Origin of the sequence: Halomonas sp. AOP43-A1-21 (assembly GCF_052376775.1) — a bacterium.
GTDB classification, from domain to species: domain Bacteria; phylum Pseudomonadota; class Gammaproteobacteria; order Pseudomonadales; family Halomonadaceae; genus Vreelandella; species Vreelandella colorata.
Genome location: NZ_JBQSWC010000040.1, coordinates 25533 through 46040 on the forward strand (window position 1 = coordinate 25533; position 20508 = coordinate 46040).

A 20508-nucleotide genomic window follows, 5' to 3' on the forward strand; every position below is an offset into this window, starting at 1 on the left:
ATGATCGTTTTTAAAATTATATGAAGCGCTAGCTTAGGCTCAGGAAGCTTTGTGTATTTCTATATCCTTCGCCCACTTTAGCACGCGTTTTCGATCGCGTCGGCTGTTCATACGGTGAGTATCCACGCTGGAGGGGGTGAGTTGGCGAACAGGCTCGGCGGATAGATTCAAATGAAAACGCCGTGAAGCGCCAATCGGCATATCCTCTGAGCCGTAGATGGCAATAACACGTATCTCAAGCAACAGCTCCTGCTGTTTGATGGCATCTTCATCCAAGTCCCAATACTGAGTTAATCGTTTGATGATCGATTCAAAGGACTGGATGTGAATGTAATCACCTGAGCTAAGCGGTCCTTGGTGCGTGCGGTAATCTACCTCTTCATCTTCATCGCCCTGTTGTTGATATTCAACGATATCAAGCTGGTAGCTTTGCTCCTTGGTATGCAGAACCGCAACAAGATGCTGAACGTAAATGGCTTCGTTGCTCATATTGCTAACTAAGCAAAGCGCATCCAAGCCTATTCCTTTACCTCGGTTAATAATAATCCGAGGCCGACGTTGGCGCGCATAGCCGCCATAAAGCAATTGAGCATAAAAAACCCAAACAAATAAGGTGAGGATGCTGCTAGCAGCGGAGATTGCCTGTGCGTGCTCGTTGAGCCATTCCATAATTGAGATCCTTCTCAAGGCAAGATGCCGAATTGCAAAACACTAACGTTGCTAAAAGGTTAGCAGAAGTTAGCTAAAGGGGGAGGTGGTGAATAGGGGTGAAAAAAACATAAAAAAATCGGTAAGCATATGCTTACCGATTGATAGGAATATAATAAAAATGAGATAACTAACTAAAATTGGTGCGGATGGGGAGACTCGAACTCCCACACCTTACGGCACTAGAACCTAAATCTAGCGTGTCTACCAATTCCACCACATCCGCAGAAGACGAGACGTATATTATCAAATTTATGGATAATGTCAACGCTTTAAACAACATAGTTGTCAGGCATTGCTCAACTAAGGAGCTGTATGGGGTTAATGAAAGGGTGGCAACGGGTGCATCGAGGGTTGCAAGAAGCCCTGCCGGGATATTGTGCCTTTTGCCTGATGCCCGCCCACGATGGTGTGGGGTGGTGTCGCGACTGTTTGGCTGAGCTGCCTTGGAATACGCTTTGCTGCACACGGTGTGGCGAACCACTACGCCAACCGGCGCAATCGCTATGCGGTCACTGCCTGATGGAACCACCGCCTATCAAACGTGCTCATGTGAGCCTGCTCTATCAGTCCTCGATTAAAGAGCTTATGCATGATTTTAAATTTAATGCATCGCCTCGAGCGGGGATGCTTCTGGTGGAGTTGATGTTAGTGAATAAGCCCGATCTTTTGGGTTCTGCGTTACTGCCTGTGCCAATGCACCATCAGCGGGCGCGAGAGAGAGGGTTTAATCAGGCGTACTGGCTAGCAGAGCAGCTAGCCAGACGGACAGGCCTTGAACTGCTCAATGCTGAGTGTCACAAGCTAGTAGCTTCGCAACGTACGCTAAACCGACAGGAGCGAGCGGCTAATCTACGTGGCGCTTTCAGCATAAAAGGGCCGCTTCCCGCGCATATAACTCTGATTGACGATGTTGTCACAACCGGGGCCACTACCAACGCACTGGCAAGGGTTGCCCAAAAGGCTGGTGCAATGCATGTAGACATCTGGGCTGTTGCCAGAACGCCGCTAGGCAATAGTTGATAAGATAGGCGTTTGGTTACTCAGGAGCGATTTATGTCACATCTTTTCAGTGCACTGTCGCCTGATACGGTCATGTCGGCGGCCGAATCTGTCGATATTTGGCCAGCCGGCGAGCCTTTTGCGCTTAATAGCTATGAAAACCGTGTATTGATGTTTCGTGATGATGAAGCACGAAGCTGGGTGATAAAGTTTTATCGTCCCGAGCGCTGGTCGGATGCCGCTATTCAAGAAGAGCATGATTTTTTACAGGAGCTTGATAAAGCGGGGGTGCCGGTAGTGGCGCCTTGGCGCAATAGTGAAGGGCAGTCGTTGCATCGCTACGCCGGTTTTCGTTTTACGCTTTTTCGTCAATGTGCAGGTCAGGCACCGGAGCTCGATAACCCCGCGCATCTTTATGCGCTGGGCGAAGTGTTAGGGCGGCTGCATAAAGTATCGCACCGCAAAGCTTTTCAGCATCGCCCTCAACTAGTGCTTGAAAGCGGAATAGAAAATGCCCGCCAGCGGGTCGTTCAGAGCCAGTGGCTGAGTCAATTCCAGCAGCGTGCTTATCAGTCGGTGGTTGAAAAAATGCAGCGGCTGCTGGCATCTAAAGCGCTCGATTCCGCTTCGTTAATGCGTTGCCATGGTGATTGCCACTTGGGCAACGTGCTGGGGCGGGATGAGCAATTTACCTTAGTTGATTTTGATGACTGCCTGATGGCGCCCGCCATTCAGGACATCTGGATGTTGCTGCCGACCGACGACCCCGACGGCTGGCGAGCACAGCTTAATGAAATCAGTGAAGGGTATGAGGAGTCGCAGCCGTTTCCTCATGATCAGATGTCGTTAATTGAACCATTAAGGGCCTATCGATTGATTCGGCATAGTGCTTGGCTGGTGTCGCGCTGGGACGATCCTGCGTTTCCACGGGCTTTTCCCTGGATGGCCGAAAGCGGTTACTGGGATCAGCACATTCGTCAGCTAGAGCAGCAGTGTTTGCAGCTTGAGCGTCCTATATGGCTGGCTTAAGCATTTATTTAAAAGCTCCAGACAGCTTAAGAGCGGCGTAATTACCGTTTTAAAAGTCGTTGCCATCTGCCACATAGCGATTAGGTGCGTTAAAATAATTTGATAACGCGTTTTTTTAATACTTATATTAATTTGCATTAGCTTTTTACTGACTTCATATTGCATAACTTATGAATAAAGGGCTTAGGCACTGCTTAGGATGCTTGGCTTGTCGATGGAGTTGCCACGATGAGCAGTTGCATCGAGTAGACAGGCACCGTTTTAGTGAGACTTGATATGACCGATGACATCGCCCAGCATTATCGCCAAATTATTACTGCTCTTGGTGAAGATCCTGATCGTGAAGGGCTGCGGGATACGCCTAAGCGCGCAGCTAAGGCCATGCAGTTTTTAAACGCAGGCTATCAGCAATCGCTCGAAGAAATCATTAACGGAGCGGTTTTTGAATCCAAGACCGATGAGATGGTGCTGGTAAAAAATATAGAGCTTTACTCTATGTGTGAGCACCACTTATTACCCTTCATTGGTAAATGCCACATTGCCTATTTACCGGATGGCAAAGTGTTAGGGCTTTCTAAATTTGCACGTATTGTCGATATGTATGCGCGGCGTATGCAGATTCAGGAAAGTCTGACCCGTGAAATTGCCGATGCTGTCCAGCAGGTGACCGGTGCGAAAGGGGTGGCTGTCGTGGTGGAAGCGCGGCATTTGTGCATGATGATGCGTGGCGTAGAAAAGCAGAACTCAAGCATGACTTCATCGGTAATGCTGGGTGGGTTCCGTGATAACCCCGCCACGCGTCAGGAGTTTTTAACGCTGATTAATTAAGGTGGCGTTTCCATGGTCAGAGTGGCGATATTGGCCAAACACTTGGTTAATTACGTGGTTTCGTCTTAGCATGAAAGCGTAAATATGAGCCCACAGGGCCATCTTTTGGCCAGGAGTCTGTCATGGAAGCGTTAAAAGAGACACAGCTGTATAGCCCCTTTGCCTATATCGACGGCAGTTGGGTAGCCGCTGACAGTGGAGAACAAATTAACGTTATTAACCCCGCCACGGGCAAGCCGGTGGGGGACATGCCCCGCTTAGGCAAAGCGGAAACTGAGCGTGCGATTGATGCAGCCGACGCCGCTTTACCCGCATGGCGTTCGTTAACCGCGCAGGAGCGCGCTGATCTTCTACTCAAGTGGCACGATTTAATGCTTGAGCATCAGCATGATCTTGCGCTGCTGATGACGTTTGAGCAGGGCAAGCCGGTTAAAGAAGCCGAAGGTGAAATTGCCTATGCGGCGAGTTTTCTGCGCTGGTTTGCCGAAGAAGCCCGGCGCGTATACGGCGAGACCATCCCTGCCTCGAAGTCAAACCAGCGCATCATGGTTACCAAACAGCCGGTTGGCGTTGTAGGCGCGATTACCCCCTGGAATTTCCCGGCGGCGATGATTACCCGCAAGGCCGGTGCTGCTTTAGCAGCGGGTTGTACTATTGTGATCAAGCCTGCCAGTCAAACGCCGTTCTCCGCGACAGCATTAGCGCTATTGGCTGAGCGTGCAGGCATACCGCGCGGCGTCTTTAATGTGGTGCCGGGTCGCGCCGGTGAAATTGCCGAAGCGCTCACCCAGTCACCTAAAGTCCGCAAAATTACTTTCACCGGTTCCACCGAAGTGGGCCGAACGCTGATGGCGAAGGCCTCAGAGCATGTACAGAAAATCTCGCTGGAACTTGGTGGTAACGCACCGTTTATTGTTTTTGAAGATGCTGATTTAGATGCTGCCGTTGAAGGTGCGATGGCTGCCAAGTTCCGCAATGCGGGGCAAACCTGTATCTGCACTAACCGCTTTTTAGTTCAGTCCAGCGTCATTAATGCATTTTGTGAAAAGCTAGCAGTAGCCATGAACAGCGAGCTAAACGTGGGTGATGGCACGCAGCCGAATATTAATATTGGCCCGCTGATTGATGAAGATGGGGTCAAGAAAGTCAGCGAGCATGTTCAAGACGCGCTTGATAAGGGGGCTGAGCTATTGTTGGGCGGTCACCCTCATCCTCTGGGTGGCAATTTCTTCACGCCTACACTTATCAGCTTTGCAAAGGAAAACATGAAGGTGGCCCAGGAAGAGACCTTTGGTCCCTTAGCCGCTGTTTTCCCCTTTGATGATGAAGAAACCGCTATTGAAATGGCCAACGACACCCAGTATGGGCTGGCGTCTTACTTCTATTCTCGGGATCTCTCGCGAGTTTGGCGCGTTGCTGAAGCGCTGGAATATGGCATGGTCGGGATCAACACCGGCCTTATTTCCAATGCGTCGGCACCGTTTGGCGGGGTCAAAGCGTCAGGCTTAGGGCGCGAAGGCGGTCATCAAGGCTTGGAAGAGTATTTGGAAACCAAGTACCTGTGTATTGATCTTGGCTAACATGAGTAGAATATCGCAGGCTTGTTGCCGTTAAAAAAAGCCTCGCAGGCGGTGCTTGCGAGGCTTTTGTTTATCTAGCGCATTTATTTCACTACTGTTTAGTGACGGAAATGACGCATGCCGGTGAAGACCATGGCGATGCCCGCTTCATTGGCGGCGTCAATTACTTCCTGATCACGCATCGAGCCGCCCGGCTGAATGACGGCGGTGATACCCGCGGCGGCGGCTGCATCAATACCGTCACGGAACGGGAAGAAAGCGTCAGAAGCCATGACTGAACCCGGTACGGACAGGTTTTCATCGGCCGCTTTAATACCCGCAATTTTGGCCGAGTACACGCGGCTCATCTGGCCTGCACCGACACCGATCGTTTGGCCAGCTTTGGCGTAAACAATGGCGTTGGATTTAACGAATTTGGCCACGCGCCATGCGAATGCCAAATCGCGCAGCTCCTGTTCTGAGGGCGCGCGCTCGCTTACCACGGTAATCTCTTCACGCGTCACCATACCCTGGTCACGCTCTTGTACCAGCAGGCCACCGTTGACCCGTTTGAAATCAAATGCGGGCTGGGTTTCTCCAGGCCAATGAGCGCTTACATCCAGCAGGCGAACGTTTTTCTTCTCAGCGATAATTGCAACCGCTTCATCGCTTACCCCAGGCGCGATAATGACCTCAACAAACTGTCGGTCAACAATGGCACGGGCAGTATCGGCTCCAAGCGGCGTGTTGAAGGCAATAATGCCGCCAAAGGCGCTGGTGGGGTCGGTCGCAAACGCTTTGTCGTAAGCCTCTAGCGCGGTGGCACCGATCGCGACGCCGCACGGGTTAGCGTGTTTAACAATCACGCAGGCCGTTTCATCAAACGCTTTCACGCATTCAAAGGCCGCATCGGTATCAGCCACGTTATTGAACGAGAGCGGTTTGCCCTGGAGCATGGTGGCCGTAGCAACGCTGGGCTCCGAGGCGGAAGGGTCAACGTAAAAAGCCGCCTGCTGATGCGGGTTTTCGCCGTAGCGCATGTCCTGCTTTTTATGCAGCTGCAGATTAAACGTGCGCGCAAAGGTCGCGTCGCTCTCATTAACCTTGCGACCCAAATAATCCGCGATAGCGCCGTCATAGCCTGCGGTATGTTCAAAGGCTTTTACCGCAAGGTCAAAACGCGTGGCAGTGCTCACTTGACCATCATTGGTCGCAAGCTCTGCAAGCACGCGGGCATAATCGTCGGCATTAACCACGATGGTGGTATACGCGTGGTTTTTAGCGCAAGCGCGCACCATGGTCGGGCCACCGATATCGATATTCTCGATAGCATCTTCCAGGCTGCAGTCAGGCTTGGCTACTGTCGCCGCAAAGGGGTAGAGGTTAACCACGACCATATCAATCGGGGTGATATCGTTTTCAGCCATGACGGCATCGTCTTGGCCGCGGCGAGCCAGAATGCCGCCATGAATTTTCGGGTGCAGGGTTTTTACCCGGCCGTCCATAATTTCAGGAAAGCCGGTATGTTCGGAAACTTCCGTCACCGCAATGGCATTTTCCTGTAGCAAGCGGAACGTACCGCCTGTAGAAAGCAGCTCGATACCGCGCTCGGATAAGCCGCGGGCAAACTCCACGATGCCGGTTTTATCAGAAACGCTCAAAAGAGCGCGGCGAACAGGGGTAGCAGTACTATCAACCATTAGAGTGCTCATATGCAGAGTTGGAAATAAAAACAACAACGCCCCATGGTTATGGGGCGTCACCTTCGATAAGTCCGTAAAGCTTGAGTTTTTTGCGCAACGTCCCCCGGTTTAATCCAAGTACGTCAGCTGCTCGTGTTTGGTTACCTTCCGTATGCTCCATGACACAAGTGAGCAGCGGCGCTTCTACTTCGGCCATCACCATGGCGTACAGGTCGGTGGCCTGGCTGCCATCGAGATGCTCGAAGTAGCGGCGCATGGCGGTTTCCACGGCCTCTCTTAACGGCTGCGGTGGAACGCTTGCCGCCGGGTCAGCGAGCGTGCCCGCTAGGCGCGAGGATAACTCGCTGGAAAGAAAATCGCGTTCGTTCATGCAGCATGGCTTCCTGTAGCTAGCAGACGCTTGTCAGCATCAAGCGCCATCGCGTCATTAATCCAATTAAATTGCGTTTCAGGTAACGTTAACGCATTAAATTGTTGTTTCAATTGGCGGCGTGTTGCCTCGCAAAAGCGCTGGTCACTTTCGAGATACCAGCCAATATGCTTGCGAGCAATACGCACACCCATTGTGTCTCCGTAAAACGCATGAAGGGCCGCTACATGCGCTAGGAGCACGCGGCGACGCTCTTCAAGGCTTGGCAATGCTAATTGCTTGCCGTGTTCGAGATAGTGGGTGATCTGTTTAAAAATCCACGGATTGCCTTGGGCGCCTCGCCCCACCATTACCGCGTTTGCACCGGTATAACGAAGGACTTCAGCTGCTTTTTCAGGGCTTGTAATATCACCATTGGCAATCACAGGGATCGAAAGACGCGATTTAATATCGGCAATCGTGTCGTATTCTGCCCATCCAGTATAGCGCTGTTCGCGATGTCGGCCATGAACGGCCAGTGCTTGAATACCAGCATCTTCTGCAAGCCGAGCAATACGTACGCCGTTGTTCGATTCAGCGCACCAGCCGGTACGAATTTTTAGCGTAACCGGAACCTCAACAGCCTTGACCACGGCATCCAGAATTTCCGCTACTAAGGCTTCATCGCGTAACAGGGCAGACCCTGCTGCCTTGTTGCAGACCTTTTTCGCCGGGCAGCCCATATTGATATCAATAATTTGTGCGCCAAGCTCCACGTTTAGCCGAGCTGCCTGAGCAAGCATCTCTGCATCGCCGCCCGCAATCTGGACTACGCGCGGGTCGGGCTCGCCCTGGTGGTCCATACGCAGCTGTGACTTGCGCGTATGCCAGAGGCTCGGGTCGGCGGTTACCATTTCACCCACCACCCAGCCCGCGCCCAGCTGTCGGCATAGCTGGCGAAAGGGACGGTCGGTAACACCGGCCATAGGCGCCAGAATTACCTGATTGGACAACGTGTAAGGGCCGATGGCTGTCGATTTTTGCGTGGCTATGGTCATGGACATTGCGCTGCTGGATAACGAGTAGGTCGTTTCAAGGAGGCGTATGATACGCCTACTCGGGATTGGAATGAAGGCTGTTTCGCAGATTAACCGGGGCGATAGCCAGTGAGCCGTACCCAGCCTTCGCGAATGACGGGTTCATCCATCATGATGCCTTCTGCTTCGTAGGCCCTAAGCACGTCTTGGGCCTGGTTGGCAAGAATGCCTGACAGCGCAAGACGTCCCTTCGGTGCGATATGTCCAGCGATCATTGGCGCCAGCTCTACCAAGGGCCCGGCTAAAATATTAGCGGTGACAACCGGGTAGGGGCCGCCAGTTAACTGCTCGGGGTAATAAAGCGCTAAATCGTGTTCAGCAATATGATTACGTTCGGCGTTATCGCGGCTTGCTTGCAGCGCCTGGGGGTCTATATCCGTGCCATCGGCATGGCGTGCGCCAAGCTTGAGTGCGGCAATCGCCAGAATGCCCGAACCACAGCCAATATCCAGCACGTTCTGGTCGGCAAGCGTGCCCTCAACCGCTAGCTGATCGAGCCATTCAAGGCACAGCGCAGTGGTGGGATGGGTGCCGGTACCAAAGGCCAGGCCTGGATCTAGAATCAAGTTGACTGCATCGGCTTGCGGTGGGGTGTGCCAGCTGGGAACAATCCAGAGCCGCTGTCCCATCTGAAGTGGCGTGAAGTCATCCATCCATTCACGTTCCCAGTCGCGATCGGCTAGCAGCTCATACTCAATCGCCGGGCAGGGCTCGTCAGGCATCTGTTCAGCCCAAGCCGCTGCTATACGCATAAGCATGCTCTCAACGCCTTCAAGATCATCGTACAGGCCGGTTAAGATCGTATCCTGCCATAAAGGCGTGGTGCCGCGCTCAGGCTCGAAAACGGGATCGTCGTGAGCATCCTGAAGCCCAATGGCCGTTGCGCCTTCTTCAAGCAGCAGGTCTTCGAGTAGTTCCGCCTGCTCAGGCGCGACGTGGGCTTTAAGTTGAAGCCAGGGCATGGCGTGTCTCCGCAGTAGAAACAAAAACGGTAACGGGGTGGACTCAGCCACCCCGTTTGGCATCACTATCGGCTAACCAGTAAAATTAGCTGATTTCTAAATTAGCCAGCGAGTTTCTTTTCCAGGTAGTGAATGTTGACACCCCCTTGACGGAAATGACTATCGCGTACCAGGTCTTTCTGCAGATCGATATTGGTCTTGATGCCTTCAACCAGCAGCTCATCCAGGGCGTTGCGCATGCGCGTCAGCGCCGTTTCGCGGTCAGCCCCCCAGGTGATCAGTTTGCCGATCAAGGAGTCGTAGTGAGGCGGAACGGTATAGCCCGTATAAAGATGCGAGTCCATACGAACGCCAAGGCCACCCGGCGCATGAAATAGCGTTACTTTACCCGGTGAAGGCATAAAGGTACGCGAATCTTCGGCATTGATCCGGCACTCAAACGCATGGCCGTTAAGCTTTACGTCTTCCTGGCGAATCGACAGCGGCAGGCCAGAGGCAATGCGCAGCTGCTCTTTAACGATATCGACGCCGGTTACCATTTCAGTAACCGGGTGCTCTACCTGAACACGGGTGTTCATTTCGATGAAGAAGAACTTGCCATCTTCATACAGAAACTCAAACGTACCTGCGCCGCGGTAATTGATTTCGATACACGCCTGACGGCAGGCTTCGAGCACGTCAGCACGTGCTTGTGGCTCAATGCCGGGGGCGGGGGCTTCTTCCAATACTTTCTGGTGGCGGCGCTGAAGTGAGCAGTCCCGGTCATACAGGTGGATGGCGTTGCCCTGGCCATCGGCAAGTACCTGCACTTCCACGTGACGCGGTTTCTCAAGGAATTTTTCCATGTAGACCGTGCCATCACCAAACGCTGCCTGGGCTTCGTTTTGGGTGATGCTAATCGCTTCAAGCAGTTGGTCTTGGGAATGCACTACCCGCATACCACGGCCACCGCCGCCAGCGGCTGCCTTGATAATTACCGGATAGCCAACGCGCTTACCGGCGGCCAGATTCGAAGCATCATCATCGCCAAGCGGGCCGTCAGAGCCGGGAACGGTCGGTACACCGGCTTTCTTCATGGCTTCGATAGCGCTGACTTTGTCGCCCATCAGGCGAATGGTTTCAGCGCGCGGACCAATAAACGCAAAACCTGAACGCTCAACCTGCTCGGCAAAGTTGGCATTTTCAGACAAAAAGCCGTAGCCCGGATGAATCGCGCTTGAGTCGGTGACTTCAGCGGCGCTGATCAGTGCAGGAATATTTAAATACGACTGGGCCGATGAAGCCGGGCCAATACACACAGCTTCATCCGCCAGGCGTACGTGCATCAGTTCACGGTCGGCCTTAGAGTGTACCGCTACGGTTTTGATGCCCAGTTCTTTACAGGCCCGCAGGATACGTAGGGCTATCTCGCCGCGGTTCGCGATAAGTACCTTGTCCAGCATGGGAGAGTCCACCCGTGTTGATGTGAAAGATTAAGCGAGGACGATCATGGGCTGATCAAATTCCACCGGCTCACCATCTTCCACCAGGATGGCTTCAACCACACCGTCGCGATCGGCTTCGATCTGGTTCATCATTTTCATCGCTTCCACGATGCAAACGGTATCACCCTGTTTAACGGTGTCGCCCACTTCTACAAACGATTTAGCGCCGGGTGCAGGGCTGCGATAGAACGTGCCGACCATGGGTGAATTAACGGCATCGCCACGGAAGCTTGCGCCCTGAGGCTCAATGTCAGCGCCTGGAGCAACGGGGGCCGGGGCTGGTGCGGGGGCTTGTGTCGGGTAGCCGTACTGCGGCATTGGCTGGGGCTGCCAAGTGGCGCCATTAGGATGGCGGCTGATGCGTACTGACTCTTCGCCTTCCTGAATTTCGATTTCACTAATGTTTGATTCTTCGAGCAGTTCGATCAATTTTTTTACTTTGCGAATATCCATACTGAGCCCCATTAATGTCTGAAGGTTGCGAGCTGGCTACGCTGAACGTAAAGCGAAATGTGGCATGTTCGGCGCGCAGTAAACCAATTAAAGAAAACAAGAGAACGCTGCATGTTAGCGAACGTTACCCCTTCTACAGCTAAAAAATTGAGAATTTAACTAATATGGAAGCGGAGTTTGCCGAAAAAACAAGTGCATGTCCAGCGCTTGTCCGATGGACCGCCATGCCACTACCGTCCTTATCGGCCTAAGCAGCTTAGCCGTTGTTTAGCGATAACCGTCCTATGGTTAGCGCGAGCCGAGTACTACAAAGACAAAAGCAGAAGGATTATATTTTTAGTTCGATAGCCACTGCTTTAAGGACGAAAGATGTTCGGCAAGCTCATTGGCGGTGGCTTCCCCCTGAATGCGCGCTGTGCGTATCTCATTACCTTGATTAAAGAACAGTAGACTTGGCGGGCCAAAGAGCTGGTATTGATTCAGCAGCTGTCGGCTCTGCGCAGTGGTATCAGTCACATCGACTGAAATCAGCGTAAAGCCGTCCAGGGCAGCCACAACACGTGGGTCTGGGTAAACATCACGCTCCATCACCTTGCATGAGATGCACCATTCAGCAGTGAAATGAACAAATGCGGGGCGGTTAGCGTTGTCTGCTTGGGCAAGTGCTGACTGCAGCTCGTCCAAGCTACCCACTTCTTCAAATGTGAGCGCTCTGTTGGCGCTTGCCTCAGATGTGCTTGAGGCGCTTAACGGGCGCAGGGGGTTATTATTGCCCTGGGCTGCGCCCAGCACTAAGGCGACTCCCCAGGCCAGCAGCATTAGCCCTAGCGTTTGTCGAGCACGTGACCAGCCTGCTCGCTGGTTTAACGTTAAAGCGCCAAGCACCAGCGCGCTGCCAATAGCCAGGGCCGCCCAAAGTAATAGCCCGATAGGCCCTGCAACCAAGCGCTCGATCATCCAGACCGCGACACCCAGCAGCAACAGGCCAAAGGCGGTTTTAACGCCATTCATCCAAGCGCCTGTGCGGGGTAGCAGTGTTACGCCAAATGTGCCGACGAGCAACAGCGGCAAGCCCATCCCTAGGCCTAAGGCAAACAATACCGCGCCGCCAATAACGGCATCGCCCGTTGAGGAAATAAACACCAGCGCCCCCGCCAAAGGGGCCGTTACACAGGGAGATACTACTAAAACGGAAAGTGCCCCCGCTAAAGCCAGACCGCCAGGGCCGCTTTTTTGGGCGCGTGCCTGCCAAGCATCAATACGATTAGTGAGCCGTTGTGAAAAGCGCAGCTCGAAGGCGCCAAACATGGCCAGTGCAAATAGCGTAAATAAAACAGCAAACGTAATTAATACCGGTGCCGACTGAAGGCGCGCCTGTAGATTCAGTCCAGCCCCAAAAAGCCCCATCAGCACGCCTACGACCGCGTAAGTGACGGCCATACCCAGTACGTAGCTTGCCGAAAGTACAAAAGCACGCGGTCTGGTCGGATTCTGGCCTACGATAATAGAGGAAAGTATCGGAATCATGGGTAGTACACAGGGTGTAAACGTAAGACCAAGCCCTGCAAGAAAAAATAGCCCTAATGCCAATGGCAGGCTTGCCTCGCTTAAAAGCGTGCTAAAGCGGCTATCGGCACTTTGTGGTGTGCCTATAGATGGGTTTGAAACAGAACTTGAAACAGAACTTGAAGCAGAGCTTGAGAATGAACTGGCCATGTCGGGGTCTGACGTGTTGCCAGACTTTACGCTGCCAGCAGCTTGGCTGGTATTCTCGCTTAGCCAATCAGCATATTGGGCGGGCGGTTCTGATTCTGCCGCCTGAAGGTCTACGCGTTCTGGAGGATAGCAAAGCCCGGCATCGGCACATCCCTGAAAGGTGAGTGCAATATCAATAGGGCCTGAATAGGCACTTTCCAGAGGCGTTTCGAATACTACCTGATCACGGAACGTGTAAACGTCGCCGAAAAATTCGTCGGTGGTAAATGTGCCTTCCGGCAGAACGGAGCCACCCAGCGTTACCGACGGCGTCTGGCTTTCAACAGCAAACTGATGCCGGTAAAGGTAGTAGCCCTGAGTAATCTGCATACCCACATAAAGCGTTTCGCCATCGTGCCAGGCGCTGGACTGAAACGCCTCCATCACCGGTAAAAACGCATCTTCACTGCTAGATGAAAACCACTGTGCTTGGGCAACCAGGGGCAGGCAACAGAGAAGCAAGAGCGAACTTAAGCGTTTGATGGATAACACGATACATCCTTAACGGCGGTGTGACGGGATAAGCACCTGCATAGATCTCGCGCAGGGAAAACCGGACACTTTAATAGGGCAGCAGCACGATAAAAAAACGTTGGCTTGGCATAATAAGAAGGCCGCCTTGAGGGCGGCCTTCTTAATAGAGACAAAACGTGAGCGTTAGTTCACTTTATGCCTTTTGGTAAGCAGCCGCTGATTTCTCAATGGCTTTGCGTGCGGCTTCGACGCCTTCCCAGGATTCAACTTTTACCCACTTGCCTTTTTCAAGGTCTTTGTAGTTCTCAAAGAAGTGTGCAATTTGCTGACGCAGTAGCTCAGGCAGGTCGGTAACTTCTTGAATGTCATCATAAAGCGTGCTGAGTTTAGGGTGCGGTACGCACACAAGCTTGGCATCTTCGCCCGCTTCATCGGTCATGTTCAGGATGCCGATGGGGCGCGCACGGATAATGCTGCCAGGCGCTACCGGGTGAGGAGTAACCACCAGCGCGTCTAGCGCATCGCCATCATCCGCCAGTGTGTGCGGGATAAAACCATAGTTGGCGGGGTAGAACATCGGCGTAGCCATGAAGCGGTCAACCAGCAGCGCGCCCATGTCTTTATCGATTTCATATTTGATAGGAGCGTGGTTCGCAGGAATCTCGATCGCCACGTAAATATCGTTCGGCAAATCCTTTCCAGCAGGGATGTTATCGAAGTTCATCGTTGAGTCCTTAAGTCCTTGGGTGATGCAGTGGCTAAGCAATTGATGCGTTGCACGAATAGGCGGGAATTATACGAAGATGACTCAACGATTGCCAATGCAACATAGTGCTAGGGGCGTATCACCGTGCAAGTGCCAGCGACGCATCATGTTTATCAGTGCAAACGTGACGTTAGTTGGGCATCGCATTGAAGTCGTTGCGTGTATCATAGCGGCTGAGAAATTTATGCTGAGCGGCTAGCCAAGGAGGATGAGTGGGGCATGCCCAGTTGCTAATCAGTTATGGTCAAGCGTTTGTGGCTCCTGATAGGCGCTTGCATCGCAGCTCCATGTCGGTGCGTTTCCCTGATGCGCCGATACTGAAAGTTAAAGGGGGCTGTGCGGTTATCAGCGACTCCGTGTCACGCAATACGCTGGCCAAGCAGGCGGGCGACTTAAGCGTGCGGGGGTTTTTGGCAGACTACTTTTCCACGCCCGACCATTGGGATACAAAAACATCGGCAACTCGTGTGCTACGGGCATTGAACAGCTGGTGCTATAGCCAAAGCCAACATGTAAAAGAGGGCGGCTTTGTTTCCTCCATGTCGGTCATGGTCTTCCGTCAGCGCGAAGCCCATCTGTTTCATATGGGCGATACACTGGTCTTTCGACTGCGTGGCGCTGAGTTTGAGCAGCTGAGCCGTGATCATGTCACCGACATCGGCGGCTATCACTACCCATCCCGGGCGCTGGGAATGGATGGCAGTGTGGATATTGATTACACCCATCTAGGGCTCAAGCAAGGCGATATTTTTCTATTTACCACGCGGGGTGTGCGCGGCACGCTGCTGCCCTCAGATTACGTGAGACTGATTCGCCAGGATGCCAGTGACCTGGATGCTGCCTGCGAGCGCTTGGCCAGTGAAGCCAAACAGCGTGCCCAGGAGCGTGGCTACGGTGGAGAACAGTTTTGCTTTCAACTGGTGCGTATTGATGAGCTTCCCGAAGAGTCGCCGGATGACCCAAGCCTGATTTACGGCGACTTACCGATTCCGCCCGAGCTTGCCCCCGGTGAACGCTTGGATGGTCTGGAAGTCATTGAAGTGCTTTCACGTAATGCGCAGTCTCGGGTTTACCGCGTACGGGATGTGCATACGGAGCGGGAAATGGTCATGAAGGCGCCAAGCCCCGAGCTTTCACTGCGTAATGCTTATCTGGAGCATTTTCTACTTCAGCAATGGATTGTGGAGCGGGTTAACTCACCCTTCATTGTCAAAGTGATAAAGCCTTCAAGGCCGCGGCGCTATCTTTATTATCTAATGCAGCATGTGGAAGGCGAGACGCTTCGCCAGTGGGCCGAAAGGCATCCCCAGGCAAGCCTTGTCCAGCGGCTCGATATTGCCAATCAGCTGGGCAAAGCCGTTCAGGCACTGCATCACCGGGATATTATCCATCAACAAATTACCCCGGATAATATCTTGATTGATACGCATGGGAAGCTGATTCTGAATGATTTTAGCGCATGTCATATGCGTGAAGCGGATGGCCACCGTCAATCGGGAGAGTTGCTGCGCCAAATTGGTTTTAACGAGCATACCGCGCCTGAGTATGCGCTAGGCGACAGCGTTGGACGCCGCAGCGATCAGTACTCGCTAGCCTCAACCGCTTATTGGTTGTTGACCGGGGCGTTGCCGTATCAATTCACGCCTAACAAATTGCGCAGTCATACGGATTTAGAAGAACTTAGTTACCGCAGCTCACGTGCCCAGAACCCTGAAATATCCATTGAGTTAGATGAAGCGTTAAGACGCGCACTGGATCCTCAGCGAGCGCTGCGCTTTAGGCGGCTATCGGAATTTTTACATGCGCTGCGTGTGCCGCTTGGTCGTTTACCCGCCCGGGATGAACCCCGCACGGAGCCTCGGCGTCATTTCTGGCAGGGGGTCGCTGGCGTATTGCTGTTACTGCTCGTGCTGTCGTGGCTGCTACGTTAGGGCCGCTATATTAAAACGGTTATAAAATAGCTGACCATAAAAAACGGGCGATGAAATAATCATCGCCCGTTTTGGTATACGCTTGGCTTACAGCGTGAAAGTGGGGAGTTTTTGTTCCACTTTGGCAAGCTTGAGCTTAGCCACTTTGGGCAAACCGTTCTCAAACGGCGGGAAGTCTTCGCCTTGAATCAGCGGCGAGAGGTAGTCACGACACGCCTGGGTAATCGCAAAACCGCTTTCGCTGATAAAGTCACGCGGCATAAACTTTTCCTGGTTGGCAATCTGCGAAAGCGGTGCGGAAATGACATCCCACTGGTAAGGCGATTGAGAAACACGCCGAATCGCCGGCATCATCGAGTTTTTACCGGCAAGGGCCAGCGTCACGGCTTCACGGCCGACCGCATAGGCCTGTTCAACGTCGGTTTTAGATGCCAGATGGCGTGCTGCACGCTGTAAATAGTCTGCGACGGCCCAGTGGTACTTATAGCCCAGGTCTTGCTTGATCATACCGGCTAGCGTGGGGGCAACACCGCCCAACTGGCGATGGCCAAAGGCATCGGTATTACCCGCATCGGCCAGGAAAGTGCCGTCTTCGTAGCGCGCGCCTTCGGATACCACAATCACGCAGTAACCGTTCTGCTTAACGCTTTCTTCTACACGCGCCATCACCGCTTTACGATTGAAGGCAATTTCGGGGAAAATAATCAAATGTGGCGGCTCGCCTTCACCTTCCCCGGCAAGCCCGCCTGCGGCAGCGATCCAGCCAGCATGGCGGCCCATCACTTCAAGCACGAATACTTTAGTAGACGTTGCGCACATGGACGCGATATCCAGCGACGCTTCGCGGGTAGAGGTGGCAATATATTTGGCAACGCTACCAAAGCCCGGGCTGTTATCGGTAATCGGCAGATCGTTATCCACGGTTTTAGGCACATGGATGGCGGTCAGCGGATAACCCAGTTTTTCAGACAGCTGGGAAATCTTCAGGCAGGTATCGGCACTGTCGCCGCCACCGTTATAGAAGAAGTAGCGAATATCGTGGGCTTTAAAAACCTCGATCAGACGCTCGTACTGCGTACGGTGCGTGTCGATATCTTTCAGCTTGTAGCGGCAAGAACCGAATGCGCCGCCTGGCGTATGGCGTAGCGCAGCGATCGATTCGTCACTTTCCTGGCTTACATCGATAAGATCTTCAGTCAACGCGCCAATGATGCCGTTATGACCGGCATACACTTTGCCAATTTGCTCGGGCGCCTGACGGCAAGCTTCGATAACGCCACAGGCGCTAGCGTTAATAACGGCGGTAACGCCGCCTGACTGGGCGTAAAAGGCATTATGCTGAGCCATTGAAACGTCTCATCTCTTGAAAAGCGAAAAAGTGGAGCACGCGGAAAGTGTTAAATACGTTCACTACCGGTGCCTCAAGGTGGCGAAGTTTAGCGTAAAGCGATAATGGCTGCATCCAACGAACGGCTTATTCGCCATCATCCAGATCTTGCTCACGCTGGGCTAAACGCCAGCCACCCAAATCTTTATAACGATTAACCATGGCGCAAAATAGCTCTGCGGTGCGCTCGGTATCGTAGCGTGCAGAGTGCGCCGCTTTATTATCAAACTCGATGCCCGCTGCGCGGCAAGCCCGCGCCAGCACCGTCTGCCCATAGACCAGGCCAGCAAGCGTTGCGGTATCAAAACTCGAGAAAGGGTGAAAGGGGTTACGCTTAACGTTGCACCGTTTAGCGGCCGCGTTGAGAAACCCTTGATCAAAGGCGGCATTATGGCCAACCAAAATCGCCCGAGAGCAGCCGTGCGCTTTTATCGATTTGCGTATGGGCCGGAAAATTTCGCCTAATGCTTCAGACTCACTGAGCGCTACCTGGCGCCGCAATGGGTCATCAAGATTGATGCCGGTAAAATCCAGTGCGGACTGCTCGACATTGGCCCCTTCAAACGGTTTGATGTGATAGGCATAGGTCGCATCAGGCAGCAGATTGCCTTCTGGGTCCATGGTGAGCGTGACGGCTGCAATCTCAAGCACGGCATCACTTTGGGCATTAAAGCCACCCGTTTCTAAATCAATGACAACCGGTAGATAACTACGAAAACGTTGGGCCATTAATTCGCGGGCAATTGCCTCGCTCATGCAGCTCTCCTTAGTAAAGCGAGTAATCGGTCAAAAATGGGCGGCAAGCCGCCTCTTGAGTGGTGTGATTCTAGCAGCTTTCTTGCTAAGGCGTCGTTGACGGTATTCGCTGGGCATAGAGAACGCTATACTCAGGGTTTATTTCAACATGCAGCACGCAATTAGGTGCTGCATTTTCTAGTGAACTTGCTTTCATAAACAAGGAGCAAAGAATGTCCGATGTCAAAAAGGTTGTGCTGGCATATTCAGGCGGCCTGGACACATCCGTAATCGTTAAGTGGTTGCAGGAAACCTACAACTGCGAGGTAGTGACCTTTACTGCCGACATCGGTCAAGGCGAAGAAGTCGAGCCGGCCCGTGCTAAGGCCCAGGCGCTGGGTGTTAAAGAAATTTACATTGAAGACCTGCGTGAAGAGTTTGTACGTGACTACGTCTTCCCCATGTTCCGTGCCAACACGATCTACGAAGGTGAATACCTGCTGGGTACGTCGATTGCACGCCCGCTGATCGCCAAGCGCTTGATTGAAATTGCCAATGAAACGGGCGCGGATGCCATTTCTCACGGTGCAACGGGTAAAGGTAACGACCAGGTGCGTTTCGAGCTGGGCGGCTATGCGCTGAAGCCGGGCGTTAAAGTCATTGCGCCGTGGCGCGAGTGGGATCTGACGTCGCGTGAAAAGCTGATGGCTTACTGCGAAGAGCACAATATCCCGGTCGACTTCTCCAACAAGAAGAAAAAATCGCCGTACTCCATGGACGCCAACCTGCTGCATATCTCTTACGAAGGCGGCATTCTGGAAGACCCATGGGCCGAAGCCGAAGACGATATGTGGCGTTGGAGCGTGTCGCCAGAAGCGGCACCCGATCAACCTACCTATGTTGAGCTGACGTTCGAGAAAGGCGATATCGTCGCGATCGACGGTGAGGCTCTCAAAGCCCACGAAGTACTTGAGAAACTCAACAAAGTCGGCGGCGACAACGGCATTGGCCGTCTGGATATCGTAGAAAACCGCTATGTGGGCATGAAGTCACGTGGCTGTTATGAAACTCCTGGTGGCACCATCATGTTGCGTGCTCACCGTGCGATCGAGTCGCTGACGCTGGACCGCGAAGAGGCTCACCTGAAAGATCAATTGATGCCGAAATACGCCGAAGTGATCTACAACGGCTACTGGTGGAGCCCTGAACGTCGCATGCTGCAAGCCGCTATCGACGAGACACAGAAAAACGTCTCCGGCGTTGTGCGCATGAAGCTCTACAAAGGCAACGCTACCGTAGTAGGGCGTAAGTCCGAGCAGTCTTTGTTCGATGAGTCTATCGCAACGTTTGAAGACGATGCCGGTGCTTACAACCAGAAAGACGCGGAAGGCTTTATTAAGCTTAATGCTTTACGCTTGCGGATTGCTGCTGGCAAAGGTCGTCAGCAGAGCTAATCCCGTTAAAGGCGGCAGGTTGTCCTGCCGCTTTTTTTATAACGCTAGGAGCCAGTATGTTTAAGAAGCTCTTTTCAGGTCTGTTTGGCGGTGAAGGTAGCGGAGCCCCTAACGCGGGTGTCAACGCGGCTGACCCGGTGGAATACAAAGGCTTTTTTATTATTTCTCAGCCCGATCAGCAAAGCGGCCAATACCGCGTCAGCGGATGGATCAAGCAGCCAAGCGATAGCGGAGAACCCCGCGAACACCGTTTTGAACGCTCGGATATGTTACCCAGCCGCGATGCCTGCGACGCCATGATGGTGACCAAAGCGCAGCGCTACATTGATGAAGTAGGCGAGGCTATTTTTGAACCCGATCCCCGCCAGGCAAGTCATTAGTTAATAAATGACGGCTTGCTTGAAGATATGATCAAGTAGTCACGCTAATTGCTTTCGATGTGTCGCTTTTAGTTAACATTAACTGCCTAAAATACTAGCTTTAGGTTGTTGATGCGTGAGTATCAATCAGTGCCCTTGCTTGTGCAGCCGCTCTAAGCATCGTATTTGCTGGGAAGTCATTGGGCATAGTGCTTGTCTCTGCGATCTTGATGTCTCTCAATAGCTCTCCAAGCGGTCCTGCTTGTTTCTTTAAGGCGTTTTCAATTTTTTTGCCTAGATGAATTTCTTTTAACACTGCTTTTAAATCTATTTCTAAGATAGAGGGCATTAATGAGAACAAGCCTGTGATAAAGCTTTCTTGCTCATCAATATGTCTTTGCTCAGCTACTATCTCGCATGCAAAAGCTCTTGTTAATGCTTTTATTAAGTTCAAGCGACTAGCTGGGCTATTG

Annotated in this window: 18 protein-coding genes, 1 tRNA gene and 1 pseudogene; 7 read left to right on the top strand and 13 right to left on the bottom strand. The window is 52.7% G+C overall.

The features are described 5' to 3' along the window. Window positions 1-39: 39 nt before the first annotated feature. Both ACT3R7_RS18345 and ACT3R7_RS18350 read right to left on the bottom strand, forming a co-directional pair. On the bottom strand, window positions 40-669 hold the full coding sequence (locus ACT3R7_RS18345; protein ID WP_417419888.1) for a hypothetical protein: 630 nt from the start codon (window positions 667-669) through the stop codon (window positions 40-42). Window positions 670-849: 180 nt separating this feature from the next. Continuing rightward, window positions 850-934 (bottom strand) — tRNA-Leu (locus ACT3R7_RS18350). Between the two features lie 98 nt (window positions 935-1032). Here ACT3R7_RS18350 and ACT3R7_RS18355 point away from each other — a divergent pair. The 4 genes from ACT3R7_RS18355 (at window position 1033) to ACT3R7_RS18370 (ending at window position 5147) form a co-directional block, all read left to right on the top strand. Beyond that, window positions 1033-1731: a ComFC family protein gene (locus tag ACT3R7_RS18355; protein ID WP_225736133.1), complete on the top strand. Its 699-nt coding sequence runs from the start codon at window positions 1033-1035 to the stop codon at window positions 1729-1731. Window positions 1732-1764: 33 nt separating this feature from the next. Beyond that, the gene (locus ACT3R7_RS18360) at window positions 1765-2739 is read left to right on the top strand and encodes a serine/threonine protein kinase (protein ID WP_417419907.1); all 975 of its coding nucleotides are present in this window, start codon (window positions 1765-1767) and stop codon (window positions 2737-2739) included. 276 nt (window positions 2740-3015) lie between these two features. Beyond that, the gene (gene folE / locus ACT3R7_RS18365; RefSeq protein ID WP_192537920.1) at window positions 3016-3567 is read left to right on the top strand and encodes a GTP cyclohydrolase I FolE; all 552 of its coding nucleotides are present in this window, start codon (window positions 3016-3018) and stop codon (window positions 3565-3567) included. Window positions 3568-3689: 122 nt separating this feature from the next. Beyond that, a complete protein-coding gene (locus ACT3R7_RS18370) occupies window positions 3690-5147 on the top strand; it encodes an NAD-dependent succinate-semialdehyde dehydrogenase (protein ID WP_192537919.1) in 1458 nt (485 codons plus the stop codon). Window positions 5148-5245: 98 nt separating this feature from the next. Here ACT3R7_RS18370 and purH read toward each other — a convergent pair whose 3' ends face one another. The 8 genes from purH to ppa form a co-directional block, all read right to left on the bottom strand. After that, window positions 5246-6826, bottom strand: a complete 1581-nt coding sequence (gene purH / locus ACT3R7_RS18375; protein WP_192537918.1) for a bifunctional phosphoribosylaminoimidazolecarboxamide formyltransferase/IMP cyclohydrolase — start codon at window positions 6824-6826, stop codon at window positions 5246-5248. A gap of 49 nt (window positions 6827-6875) precedes the next feature. Continuing rightward, entirely contained in the window at window positions 6876-7199 is a 324-nt protein-coding gene (fis, locus tag ACT3R7_RS18380) for a DNA-binding transcriptional regulator Fis (RefSeq protein WP_192537917.1), read from the bottom strand. After that, entirely contained in the window at window positions 7196-8236 is a 1041-nt protein-coding gene (gene dusB, locus ACT3R7_RS18385) for a tRNA dihydrouridine synthase DusB (RefSeq protein ID WP_192537916.1), read from the bottom strand. Before dusB ends, fis begins: the two co-directional genes overlap by 4 nt. Before the next feature lie 89 nt (window positions 8237-8325). Further along, a complete protein-coding gene (gene prmA, locus ACT3R7_RS18390) occupies window positions 8326-9237 on the bottom strand; it encodes a 50S ribosomal protein L11 methyltransferase (RefSeq protein WP_417419908.1) in 912 nt (303 codons plus the stop codon). A 101-nt stretch (window positions 9238-9338) separates the two neighbouring features. After that, window positions 9339-10679, bottom strand: a complete 1341-nt coding sequence (gene accC, locus ACT3R7_RS18395; protein WP_417419909.1) for an acetyl-CoA carboxylase biotin carboxylase subunit — start codon at window positions 10677-10679, stop codon at window positions 9339-9341. Between the two features lie 30 nt (window positions 10680-10709). Continuing rightward, window positions 10710-11174 carry an acetyl-CoA carboxylase biotin carboxyl carrier protein gene (gene accB / locus ACT3R7_RS18400; RefSeq protein ID WP_192537913.1) on the bottom strand — a complete coding sequence of 155 codons (465 nt, stop codon included), beginning with the start codon at window positions 11172-11174 and terminating at the stop codon, window positions 10710-10712. Window positions 11175-11510: 336 nt separating this feature from the next. Beyond that, entirely contained in the window at window positions 11511-13421 is a 1911-nt protein-coding gene (gene dsbD / locus ACT3R7_RS18405; RefSeq protein WP_192537912.1) for a protein-disulfide reductase DsbD, read from the bottom strand. 175 nt (window positions 13422-13596) lie between these two features. After that, window positions 13597-14127, bottom strand: coding sequence for an inorganic diphosphatase (gene ppa, locus ACT3R7_RS18410; RefSeq protein ID WP_018916021.1), 531 nt, complete (start codon window positions 14125-14127; stop codon window positions 13597-13599). Between the two features lie 254 nt (window positions 14128-14381). Between ppa and ACT3R7_RS18415 the strand changes: the two genes are divergently transcribed. Then, window positions 14382-16100: a bifunctional protein-serine/threonine kinase/phosphatase gene (locus ACT3R7_RS18415; RefSeq protein ID WP_192537911.1), complete on the top strand. Its 1719-nt coding sequence runs from the start codon at window positions 14382-14384 to the stop codon at window positions 16098-16100. 87 nt (window positions 16101-16187) lie between these two features. On the opposite strand, the gene ACT3R7_RS18420 is transcribed toward ACT3R7_RS18415, so the two are convergent. Further along, on the bottom strand, window positions 16188-17447 hold the full coding sequence (locus tag ACT3R7_RS18420; protein ID WP_018916023.1) for a 6-phosphofructokinase: 1260 nt from the start codon (window positions 17445-17447) through the stop codon (window positions 16188-16190). 127 nt (window positions 17448-17574) lie between these two features. Beyond that, window positions 17575-18243 carry a ribonuclease T gene (rnt, locus tag ACT3R7_RS18425; protein WP_417419910.1) on the bottom strand — a complete coding sequence of 223 codons (669 nt, stop codon included), beginning with the start codon at window positions 18241-18243 and terminating at the stop codon, window positions 17575-17577. Window positions 18244-18455: 212 nt separating this feature from the next. On the opposite strand from rnt, the gene ACT3R7_RS18430 reads away from it, so the two are divergent. Together ACT3R7_RS18430 and ACT3R7_RS18435 are read left to right on the top strand one after the other, a co-directional pair. Next, window positions 18456-19676, top strand: coding sequence for an argininosuccinate synthase (locus ACT3R7_RS18430; protein ID WP_018916025.1), 1221 nt, complete (start codon window positions 18456-18458; stop codon window positions 19674-19676). 56 nt (window positions 19677-19732) lie between these two features. After that, entirely contained in the window at window positions 19733-20056 is a 324-nt protein-coding gene (locus tag ACT3R7_RS18435; protein WP_192537910.1) for an HlyU family transcriptional regulator, read from the top strand. Between the two features lie 100 nt (window positions 20057-20156). Here the strand turns inward: ACT3R7_RS18435 and ACT3R7_RS18440 are convergent. Beyond that, window positions 20157-20508: pseudogene (locus tag ACT3R7_RS18440) on the bottom strand (EAL and HDOD domain-containing protein); the annotation flags it as partial.